Origin of the sequence: Flavihumibacter sp. CACIAM 22H1, assembly GCF_001601815.1 — a bacterium.
GTDB lineage: Bacteria > Bacteroidota > Bacteroidia > Chitinophagales > Chitinophagaceae > Flavihumibacter.
The window spans coordinates 15,021-26,581 of record NZ_LUKG01000007.1 but is presented as its reverse complement, the minus strand read 5'-3'; the positions used below and the strand labels follow the sequence as shown (position 1 = coordinate 26,581).

9 protein-coding genes are annotated in these 11,561 nt (G+C 43.0%); 5 read left to right on the top strand and 4 right to left on the bottom strand.

The window, feature by feature from the left end; translation table 11 throughout:
• The 4 genes from A1D16_RS03695 to A1D16_RS03680 form a co-directional block, all read right to left on the bottom strand.
• Positions 1–803: oligosaccharide flippase family protein (locus A1D16_RS03695; RefSeq protein WP_290707879.1), on the bottom strand; the 803-nt coding region annotated here is incomplete at its 3' end.
• Between the two features lie 23 nt (positions 804–826).
• The gene (locus tag A1D16_RS03690; RefSeq protein WP_290707878.1) at positions 827–1,915 is read right to left on the bottom strand and encodes a hypothetical protein; all 1,089 of its coding nucleotides are present in this window, start codon (positions 1,913–1,915) and stop codon (positions 827–829) included.
• A 10-nt stretch (positions 1,916–1,925) separates the two neighbouring features.
• Positions 1,926–4,349 carry an SLBB domain-containing protein gene (locus tag A1D16_RS03685; protein ID WP_290707877.1) on the bottom strand — a complete coding sequence of 808 codons (2,424 nt, stop codon included), beginning with the start codon at positions 4,347–4,349 and terminating at the stop codon, positions 1,926–1,928.
• Positions 4,350–4,880: 531 nt separating this feature from the next.
• A complete protein-coding gene (locus A1D16_RS03680; protein WP_290707876.1) occupies positions 4,881–6,389 on the bottom strand; it encodes a T9SS type A sorting domain-containing protein in 1,509 nt (502 codons plus the stop codon).
• A gap of 237 nt (positions 6,390–6,626) precedes the next feature.
• Here A1D16_RS03680 and A1D16_RS03675 point away from each other — a divergent pair, with 237 nt between their 5' ends.
• From A1D16_RS03675 to A1D16_RS03655, 5 genes are all read left to right on the top strand, one after another.
• Complete coding sequence (locus A1D16_RS03675; protein WP_290707875.1) at positions 6,627–7,073, top strand: DMT family transporter; 447 nt, start codon at positions 6,627–6,629, stop codon at positions 7,071–7,073.
• 87 nt (positions 7,074–7,160) lie between these two features.
• Positions 7,161–8,111: a ring-cleaving dioxygenase gene (locus A1D16_RS03670; RefSeq protein ID WP_290707874.1), complete on the top strand. Its 951-nt coding sequence runs from the start codon at positions 7,161–7,163 to the stop codon at positions 8,109–8,111.
• A gap of 2 nt (positions 8,112–8,113) precedes the next feature.
• Entirely contained in the window at positions 8,114–8,749 is a 636-nt protein-coding gene (locus A1D16_RS03665; protein WP_290707872.1) for a dienelactone hydrolase family protein, read from the top strand.
• A 66-nt stretch (positions 8,750–8,815) separates the two neighbouring features.
• Positions 8,816–9,715 carry a helix-turn-helix transcriptional regulator gene (locus A1D16_RS03660; protein ID WP_290707871.1) on the top strand — a complete coding sequence of 300 codons (900 nt, stop codon included), beginning with the start codon at positions 8,816–8,818 and terminating at the stop codon, positions 9,713–9,715.
• Positions 9,716–9,762: 47 nt separating this feature from the next.
• Positions 9,763–11,561, top strand: a 1,799-nt coding sequence (locus A1D16_RS03655) for a transglutaminase-like domain-containing protein (RefSeq protein ID WP_290707870.1), incomplete at its 3' end; no start/stop codon positions are given.

Sequence of the window (11,561 nt, the reverse complement as noted above, 5' to 3'; positions counted from 1 at the left end):
AATGCTACGTGAAATGTAGGGGAAAAGGCTTTGGTTGATGGCAGCGCCACCATACTGTAGGCTACAAGAACAAGTTTGTTGGCAGCCATAAATATGCCAAAGGCCTGCAATGGAAGTAGGATGCTTAGAAGCGTAATATTAAAATTATAATTGAATTGCAGTATGGTGCCGCCTCTAAATAAGGAGAATTTATTTTTTAGGAATTGTAGTGATTCCTTTAGTTGAAAAGCATGGTAAGTTAATTTGAATAACCGAATTGCGCCGATAGTTAGGAAAAGGCCTGTTATAATATGGGATAAGCTGATTCCTAAATTGAAGTACCAGTAATCAGCTGGTTCATGCACAAAGAGTAAAATGATTACTGCAAATAGTAATTTGCCAACGGCGATACCGATGAATAGGCGACTGAATTCTTCTACACCCTGGTAAAACCAGAGGGGTGTTATGGTGTATCCTAATAGTCCCAGGTAGGTCACGGCTAAGAGAAAAATATCTTTCTCCGTATAGTAGAACCAGCATAATACGGGTATAAACAACAGGGTGGCGATAATGAAGAGCAAGATTCGCGCATGAAACAATTGCCAGAAGAGAATGGATGATTTTTTCTGATCGTCTTTTAATACGGCAATTTCAGCAGTACCAAAGATGTCGAGATTAAATCCAACGAACAGGAAATAGTATTGTACGATGGTGGACGCTATGGTTAGGTGTCCATAGTTTTCAACTCCGGAAATCCGTACAAAGTAGGGGGTGATCAAAAGAGGAATCAGGTAGTTGAATATATTCAACGACGTGGTTGTCATTAAATTTTTCCTGATTTTAGTAATCATACGCTTGCAGCTGGTTTAGTTTTGTGACTAACCCAATATAGGATGGTTAGATAAAATGCAACAAGGCAGACTGCCAGCGCAGCCCCAACAATGCCACCCAATAACCTGGATACTTTGTTTTGCTTCAATGGTAAAATGGCGGTATCAATAATTTGAATCGTGGGGGTTTCCTGTGATAATGCAACTTTGCTTATTTCCAGATTTTTGACCACTTCACCGTATATGGTGCTGAGCATCATTTTATCTCTTCCCGACACTTCAGCTTTAGCCATGGGTGCTTTCATCCCCGGATTTATGTCGATTAGTTGTTCTTGAACAACTGCGGCATTGTACGTTTTGCTATTTAATAAAATGGCTATGCTGTCGGCTCTTTTCTGTAAGCGCTGAACATTTATGAATTGGCGTTCAGTTTTGGCATTCACATACCGGTCTGTTGCTTTTTTTACCAATCGCTCCGTAAACAGTTTAGTAAGCAGCTCGTCTCTCATATTGGCTGAAACCAGTACAAAACTTGCTTTTTTATCAGGCTTATCCACCAGCAGGTCATTTTTGCTTATTTTTTCCGTTATAACCTGTAGGAGGCTGTCTTGTAAACGCGTGGTAGGTGCATTCTGGACGGAAGGAAAATTAATAGTGCCAGGTTCTTTGAACTTTTTCTCCCAGGTTTTTTTTAAGCCGGTTGATTCTGCGTATTTATCCGCCAGGGAAGTACTGCCGCTACTGTCGTAAGCTGTTAATAAGGCTTCCCTGATTAGACTTTTACTTTTTAGAAAAATTAAAACATTGTCTCCGGATAAAAGACCTCCACTGCCTCCAATACCGCCTAGATCAAAGCCGAATTGACCTGCCAGAGCCGCTATTCCTGCACCACTACCACCCTTGCTTTCTTCCACCATAAAATGAATATCAGCTTTATATGATATCGGTATAAGACTTGCCGTAAGTACCCCTAAGCCAAGTCCCGCCAGGGATGCCACCGCTAATTTCCACCAGTTGGTTACTAAAAACCGAAATCCATGCCCTACGGCGGTAAGGATAGATCCTACTGAAACGTACTCATTCGTTGGATGTGTATGTTGTTCCATAATCCTTGTCTTATCTGGTAAAGAGTGCAACAGCTGTAATTAGTGCAGTTATTGCAGAAACCAGTATGCCTGCTTTTGCTGTATCAAATCCGCCTTCCCGTTTTGGTTTTTGCGGAACATAAATATTTGAGCCTGGCTGAATGCTGGGATATCTCGGGAAAATGCCCAATGTTCTTTTGATCTTTGCAGAACTTCCGTTGGGGTAAATTACGAACGTACGGGTTCGTTTTCCCATTAGGGTAACACCACCAGCATCCGATAGATAATCTCGTAAACTTTTGTTTTTTTCATACATGATATCGAGTGGTTTGAATACCTCTCCGTTAACACTTACTGTATTGTTTATTCGGGGTATAATCAGTTCATCTCCTTCTTCCAGGAATATATCATCCAGTGAGCCGGGATGTTTTAAAATATAACTCAGGTCAATGGCTACATCTCTTGTGTCTTTCAATAGGCTCATGCTGTCTACGGCAAGTTTGCTGGTGTCTCTTTTTACGGCAGAAAGCAGCCGTTTAATTTCTAATGAGTCTACCAGTTCTTTTTTCTTCCGGATTAATTTGGCGCCTTTTATATTGGCGGTATAAAGCAGTCCGCCAGACCGGGCGATGATAGAACTTAATCGTTCTTCTCTACTTTGCAGGGTATATACTGCCGGCATCAATACCTCTCCTGAAATTTTAACCGAGATTTGTTTTCTGTAATATGGATTCTCTTTTATCGTAATTATATCAAATGGTTGAAGGATAAGGTCCAGGCTGCTGCCTGATAAATCTTTGTTGTCATCTACACTAATGAGTTCTACAATTTTACTGCCTGGTGTATTAATTGAAATATCTCTTTTACGGCGCGATATCTCAATTCCTTTGCCTGTAGCATAGTCGGAATAGCCCCCCGCTTTTAGAATAAGTGTTTTAAGGGTTAAGCTGTCTTCAAAGCGGAAGATGCCGGGCTTTCGTACTGCGCCATTGATACTAACTGTTACCGTATCCCGAAGATCGAAGAGCGAGGCAACATGTAGGCTGTCGTCTTTTTTTAATTCTATTCCCTTTTCCATTGAACGGAGCAGTTTGCCTAACTCTACGTTAATGTATTCTTTTGTAAGGTTGGGGCGGGTTCGGATTAAAACAGCTCTTCCATCAAAAACATCTTCTTTCACTCCCAGGGCTTTTTCAATTAGTCCGTGTACGGTTAATCCGGGCTCCAATGCATAGGCGCCCGGCCTGAATACAGCGCCAGTTACGGTTACCCTGTTATTGTATCGGTTTATGACAGAGTCAATTTGAAATTCGTCGCCATTTCTCAAGGGAAATTGCGCCAGGGAATCGCCCGCAATATCGAGTACACTTTGACCGAAATCAAGTATTCTTGAACCACGTATTCTTCCTTTATACGCCTTGCTTTTAAAGCCGCCGGCATATTTGATCGCCTGGTCGAGGTGTTCATCTGGCATTATCTCAAAGATCCCTGGCCTGTTTAGTTGCCCTTTTAGCGTAACCAATGTGGTGGCAAAAGGAATACGAATTACATCGTTATCCTGCAAACGAATATTGGAACGCAGGTTGCCGTCTACCAGGAACTCATACAGATCTGCCGTTAGAAATACTTTATTGTTCCTGATTAATTCTATGTTCCTGAAAGATCCGTTGTTACCTGGTCCTCCACTAACATACAGAGCGTTGAATAAAGTGGCCAGTGAGGGTAGGGTATAAGTGCCAGGTCTTTTTATTGCCCCTATTATAATTACTTTAATGCTTCGGATATTTCCAAGGGCTAGTTGTAATTTGGTTTGCCCGGATGATAAGGCCGGATAGTATTTGATAAGGCGGCTTTTTAACAAGGAAGCTGCTGCTTCAACACTTAATCCGCTTAGGTTTATCAAGCCCGCATACTTTACATTAACATTTCCTTCTGGTGTAACTTTAAGGGTTTGCTGTGTAACATTTACCCCATAAATTGTTAGTATCAGATCATCATCTGGACCAATTATATAATTGGTGGGTGTTGCCATTCTAAGATCGGGTTCAAAACTGAGATTTGAACCTGAGAACAGCTCCGTACCAAATAACTGTATATTCTCCTCTTTCTCAAATAGATTATCTAAGGGTTTATTCTTTTGGTTGACAGTTCTTGTCAATTTAGGTGCAGATTGTTTTGAACTATCGGCAGTCTCAGCAGGTGAATACAGTTCTATTTCCTGCATTCTTCTTTTTAGTTCCTGTATTTCTGACGACGGTAACTTTCTTCTTGAAAGTTCCATTTCAACTTCATCAAGCGTTAATCCGTTGGCTTTTGCCTGGGAAAGCAATTGTTTTATCTGGGCATCAGAAATTTGAGTTGCTTTGAGATTACTCAGATCAGCGGGAAGTTGCTGCGCAGTTGACAAGAGGCCTGATAAGAGAAAAAGTAACAGAGGTATTATGTATAGTTTCATGTATGTATTGGATAGTATCCAAGTATTACAGATTGGTATTATTGCTCCATACAAGGAAAGCCTGTACTGATGGAATCAATCAGTACAGGTTTTAAGCAATCCGTAAATACTAGATAAAATTCAGTAAAATAATATTCAATGGCTGTTGACAATCAGGAGTTTATTGCCGTTGCACGGCGTAAAACTTAAAAGCATTGAGTTTGATGCTGCACCTGTAACCGGTGCATTAGTTGTTTTTTCATTGCGTAATATGACTATAAGGTTTAAAATATTGCGCAAAGAACGTATTTATTTCCCAAACATTTGTCTTTTCCTCCCCGTGTTTACACGGGGAAATCTGAAAATAACTGTCAATTTTTTTATAAAATATTCATTTTATACGGCGGGATTGGATCATCGTAATAGAAACTACTTATCAATTGATACAATTATCAAAGCAGTATTTAACAATACGATAAAACTAAGTGCCCCCAAAGCTCAATTGCTTTGGGGGCACTTAGTTTTATCGTATAAGAATAGGATGTCTTGCGATTACGGAAGAATAATTTTACGTGTCTGGTCTATGCCATCTGAATTTGTTACCCGGAGAAAATAAACACCTTTTCCCGTACGGATACTACTTAAATCAATGGCCTGTGCCTGGTTAGCCGTCATTTGTCCGATGGTTTTGTTCAGCACCACACGGCCCGACAAATCAACAACAGTAACTACGGCATTGCTATAGTTATCGGCAGATTTTACCATCACCTGGTTGCTGGTAATTACCGTAGGATACACCTGCAGTTCCTGCTGCAAAGCCTCCTTCAGGTGAATGGTCAGGGTTTTTGAATAGGTGGCTGTACGGTCAATATCTACCATTTTTAACCGGTAATAGAGTTTATCGCCCTGGGCAGTTTTATCAGTATAGGTAAACCGGGTAGTTAATTCGCCGGCTTTAGGTTCAACTGTGCCTATTGAACTGAAACTGCGGTTATCATAACTTCTTTCTACCTCAAAATAGTCGGGCGTGCTGTTGGCGGTTACTACCCAGTTTAATACAGTTTGATTATTTTTTACGGCAGCTTTGAAATCAATCAGGTAAATGGGTAAAATTGAAATGGTAGCCAGGTTGAAACTAACCCGGTTGTCTCCACCCTGTTCGTAATATTCCAATACCATATCATAGGTGCCGTTCAGGCTGATCGGCGTTGAAATAGTAGAGGCATAGGATTGGGCAAACCATTGGTTAATAACCCAGGTAGCCCCCCCATCGAGGCTCAGGCGGTAGCCATCATCCGCACCAACTGTAAACTGGTAAGTTCCTGCCAGGAAGGTTTTATTGAGGCGATACCGAACACTGAAGGTTTCCGTAGTTGTACTACAACCGCTGGTGTTTAAGGTAACATTACTACCTCCGAAATTCTGGTCAAAATTGGGATTCGCTGCTGAACCGTTCTGGATCATTCCCACATACTGGTCAAAATTGGTACCATCGTACACATATCCATTCCAGGTATTGTTGCTACCATAGGTACTGGTGTTTTCTGTACCTGTACAGATGGAAGTAACATTGAACGAAACCCGGTTGTCTCCGCCATTTTCGTAGTATTCCAGAATAATATCCGTATTGCCATTTAAGACCACATCAATGGTAGAAGTAGTATAAGAGTGGTCGTTCCAGTTATTTACAATCCAGGTTGCCCCGTTATTCAGGCTTAAACGATACCCATCATCGCCCCCCACCACAATGCGGTAGCTGCCATTGGTAAAGTTTTTCCGTAGTTTAAAGCGAACGCTGAAGGTATTCCGGTCAACATGGCAGCCATTGGTGTTTAAATTCCCATTGTTTGAGCCGAAATTATAGTCAAAATTGGGACTTGCAGCGCTGCCTACATTAATATAACCACGGTAAGTGGTGAAATTCATGTTGTCATACACATAACCGATCCAGACATTGCCGGTACCGAAACTGGTTTGATCACCCAGCGGTGAACAGGGTTGCGCTGTTGCAAAAGCAGCTGTCAGTAAAAGAACGATACTAATTTGTAAACTTCTAATCATAAGAGATCCTTTGGTATCTTATAAACGGGTAGCAAATAAGTATTAGTATGTAGAAAAAACTAAGGGGAAACGGCTAAGTGTAATTTTTAGTATCGGGGAAAACACTTATTTGCCAGTAAGTGGTTCTCTTGTATCGGTGAGCGACTCAAATTAGCAGATGAATGGAAATTGTAGGAAATTGCTGTTTTTTATAAAATGTTGATCTATATCAATCTTTTTTTTCAAAATTCATAAACGATGCAACAAATTCTGTTGATTTTAGTGGCCATTTTAGCCGGTATGTTTCTGCCATTGCAAGCCTCACTGAATGCAAAAATGGGGTCGGTGGTACAAAATCCCTTACTCGGCAGCCTGATCTCCTTTGTGGTAGGAACCCTGGGGCTGCTGGTGTATATCCTGGTTAGCCGGGTACCCCTCACCAACCTGTTACAGGCCAAAGCAGCGCCCTCCCTGGTATGGATAGCCGGATTATTGGGCGCCTTTTATGTAACCGCCATTATATTATTAGTACCCCGCTTAGGCGTTGCCCTAACCTTCGGCCTGGTAATAGCCGGACAAATGCTGGTTAGTATTCTATTTGACCATTTCGGCCTACTTGGCACCCCGGTTCATCCCCTTTCCTGGATGCGGGGGCTGGGCGCCCTGTTATTAATTGCCGGTGTATTGATCATTCGCAAGTACTAATCCATGATTTGTACAAGTTTATCCGCCTTTCCGCCATGGTCCGGCAGCTTTGCCGGGGGTAAATTTGCAACTATAAATAACTAAGCTATGGAACCACTGATAAAAGGACTACACCATGTAACGGCCATGGCAGATGATCCGCAAAAAAACCTCGATTTCTACGCCGGTATACTGGGGCTCCGGATGGTTAAAAAAACCATCAATTTCGATGCCCCCGACGTCTATCACCTTTATTATGGAGATGAAGAGGGTAAACCGGGTACGATCCTCACATTTTTTCCCTACAAGGGTCTGCACCGCGGTCGCCAGGGCAAGGGCCAGCTCACCACCACTTCGTTTTCTATTCCTGCCGGTAGCCTGGGATATTGGACCGAGCGACTCAAAAAATTTGGGGTTTCTCATACCACCCCGCAGGAACGCTTTGAAGAAGGCTTTATCTATTTTGAAGACCAGGATGGATTAGGGATAGAACTCGTAGCCAATGACCGGGATACACGCCCCGGCTTCACGTACGGGCAAATTCCGGAAGAACATGCAGTCAAAGGATTTCACAGCGTTACCCTTAGTGAAGACGGCTATGAAAAAACCGCTGGCTTCCTCTCCACCTATCTTAACCACCAGGCTATAGCCGAGGCGGGAAATCGCTTTCGCTACAGCGCAACGGGTAAAGTGGGCGATCTTATCGACCTGGTTTGCGAACCAGACCGGCTGCGTGGATTAGGAGGTGCGGGTACGGTACACCATGTGGCTTTCGCAACGGAAAACGATACCACTATTCAACAGGTACAGGAAAAGCTGGCCAGCAAAGGAATGAACGTTACAACCGTTCTTGACCGCCAGTATTTTCACAGCATTTATTTCCGAGAGCCCGGCGGCGTGTTATTCGAAGTGGCTACCAGCGATATTGGATTTACCTACGACGAGCCGCTGGAATCACTCGGAACTGCGCTTAAACTTCCACCCTGGGAAGAAAAGAATCGTACCAGGATTGAATCAGGGCTGGAACCGATTGAATTAAACTGGAAAAATTTCATGTAACCATGGCAATAACATCGCATAAAAAGGAAGTAGTGGAGGAAGGAGTGCCGCTTCATTCAGCAAAAAAAGCCCTGATCATGCTGCATGGAAGGGGCGCTTCCCCGGCCTCTATCCTCAGTTTAAAAGCATACCTGAACCTGGAAGAGTTTGTACTACTGGCGCCTGCTGCTACGAATCATACCTGGTACCCCTACAGTTTTATTGCGCCGGTGCAAGAAAATGAACCCTGGTTAAGCAGCGCCATCAGCCTGGTAGAAGAATTGGTAGCCGATTGTAAAAATGCCGGTATAGCGGAGTCTGCCATACACTTGCTTGGCTTTTCCCAGGGGGCCTGCCTGGCACTGGAATTTGCGGCTCGGAATGCCGCACAATATGGCTCGGTAACTGCCTTCACCGGTGGGTTGATCGGAGAAAAAATTAACCGCGCTAATTACACAGGAAATTTCAATGGGGCACCCGTATTTATCGGTTGCAGCGACAGAGATATGCATGTACCTGTTGAACGGGTATATGCCTCCGCTAATATATTTAGAGAAATGGGAGGCGCCGTGATCGAAAAGATATACCCTGGTATGGGACATACAATTAATGAAGAGGAGCTTTCCATTGTAAATAAGCTGCTACAACAAACGGTTTAGTGTGCGGTGTTGGTTGAAATAATTGGTCTTATCCGAGGTGAAAAAAAGGATTTCCTAAATTGAGAGATGAAAGCAGGTATCCCGGTTATTGAAATGGTTCATTCCAGCGAACATGGTCTGCAGTTTGAGCTTCAATCCATGGAGTATATTGATGCGCATCGGCATAACCGGATCAGTCATCCGCATAAGCATGATTATTTTGTTATCATCTGGATGAAATCTGGAGCCGCTAAGCATATGGTGGATTTTCAGGATTTTGCAGTAGAAAAGTCGACTATCTTTTTTCTAACACCCGGCCAAATACACCAGGTTCAGACAGAGACCCCGCCAAATGGGTATGTACTTTCCTTCCAGCACGATTTTTTTTGCACAACCGAAAGTCAGCGTGAATTATTGCTGCAAACCGGCCTTTTTTATAATTGCAGCCAGTTTCAACCGCATATCGTTTTGCCCGAACAGGCCCTTGTTCTTGAAAGATTGATAGGGCTTATGCAGGCAGAAATAAACCAGGTAGAGTATATGCATTATGAGAGTTTAAGGGGATTGCTTCAGTTGTTCCTGATACAATGTTCAAGATTTTGGGGCATTGCTGAAACAGCCGGCTCTATAAGTTCAAGACCGGCCTGGTTGACGCGGCAATTTTTACGGCTGCTTGAAACTAATTACCGTACCACTACTAAAGTGAGTGATTATGCCGCTTTATTAGTGGTTACTCCTAATCATCTCAACGAAACCGTAAAAAAAATTACGGGTCTGCCGGCCAGCGAACATATTAAAAAAAGGGTTGTACTGGAAGCCAAAAGGTTGGCAGCACTGGAAAATAGCAGCGCCAAGGAAATTGCGCATACACTTGGTTTCGACGACGAAGCTCATTTCAGTAAGTATTTCAAAAATAATACAGGTCTTACCTATTCACAGTACCGGCAACAATTCCAGGGGAAGGATTTTACCGCAAAAACATTTTGATTTCGCAGATTTCCTATTATCTTGGCGGCAGAACCTAAACCGCCTTTATGAAAAAAATGGCACTCTTATTAGTGCACCTTATCCTGGCAGCCTTTCTTTTTGCACAAAATCAATCGGCCGATGGCGAAGGAATGAGCCAGGCCAATGCGCTTAAAAAAATAGATAAAGAGGCAGAATATGGCAGCGCCTCTGCAGTACGGCAAATAAGTTTTAGTACCGGTAAGGGATTGGATGGAATGCCGGTTGTTGTTGCCAACGAAAAGGGAACCATCGAAATGGTATCCATGACCAAACGTGCCACGATGGGGCACCTGGTGCCTTATAATAACTTTGTGCAATTACGGGATTATGATTTCGAGGTTTTTTATAAGAATAAATTCAGGAGCCAGAAATACCCACCCAAAAAAGTATCGCTGACCGACGATGCTATTTTTTTTGACGATAACTATGGGCTCATCTATGGCATGCAGGCAGAGGAGGAAGGTACCCGTTGCCGTTTCCTGTACAATTATCAGTATGTAGATGCCAAATACCTGACCCGCCTTTTCTTTCATACCTCCCATCCTGTGAGCCAGCAAAGCATAGAGTTTGAAGTGCCCTCCTGGCTTGAGCTGGAATTGATAGAAAAGAACTTTGAACCGGCCTATAAAATCAAAAAATCTAAACGAAAAGAAGGGGATAAAACAATCTATACCTACACAGCACAAAACCTGGCACCCGTAAAACAGGAACCGGCTTCACTGGCAAGGCCATATTACCTGCCTCATCTTATCGTGTCGATCAAAACCTTCCAGTCAGACAATAAAACCCATCCTGTTTTTAATACGATGGATAATATGTATGCCTGGTATAATCTCTTATACAAAAAAGCCGGCAACGATGTCAGCGGCCTGAAGGCCGTGGTTGATAAAGAACTGCAGGGCAGGAAGACTGATGAAGAGAAGATCAAAGCACTGTATTACTGGGTGCAGGATAATATCAGGTATATAGCGTTTGAAGAAGGGTATGCCGGTTTTATTCCTCATACGGTACAGGATGTGTACAGGAATAAATACGGCGATTGTAAAGGGATGGCCAACCTGTTAACGGAACTCCTGAAATTAGCCGGCTACGATGCGCATTTTGCCTGGATCGGTACGCGCGAAATACCCTATGACCGGCGGGAGGTATTGTCGCTATGCGTGGATAATCATGCAATTTCCGTTTTGTATCACAACGGGAAAACCTATTTTCTGGATGGAACAGAAAAATATGCTCCCCTGGGCGTAAATGCTTATCGCATACAGGGAAAATCGGTATTAGTGGAACACGGCGATACCTATAAAATTGAAACAGTACCGGCCGCCCGCCCCGAAGATAATACCATGGCTACTTCCGCGAAGCTGAAATTATCCGGCACCAAAATTACTGGGCATGTCAGGCTAACTTTTACAGGAGAAGCCAAAAATTTCTTCCACTATATTTATAATTCTATCCCTTCCAATAAACGGAAAGAATTTATTGCAACCCTAATTGAGTTAAATAATAGCAGCACAGAAGTTACCAATGTTAAGACCTCTGATTTTACCAACCGGGATATTCCGTTGGTGCTGGAAGGGGAGGTAGAAATTTCTAACCGCGTAACCATGGTGGAGAAGTCCTGTTATACCAGTATTGATTTCTTCCCGGCCAGCTTTGCCAGTTTTATGCCGGATGATAAGAGAAAAACTCCCATTGACCTGGATCATGTGCTGTTTGCAACGGATGATATTCAACTCGAACTTCCGGCAAATGCTACCATAAAAACTCTTCCACCTTTATTTGAAACCGCTTTTGGTGAAAATACCATGCAAGCACAGTACAAGCT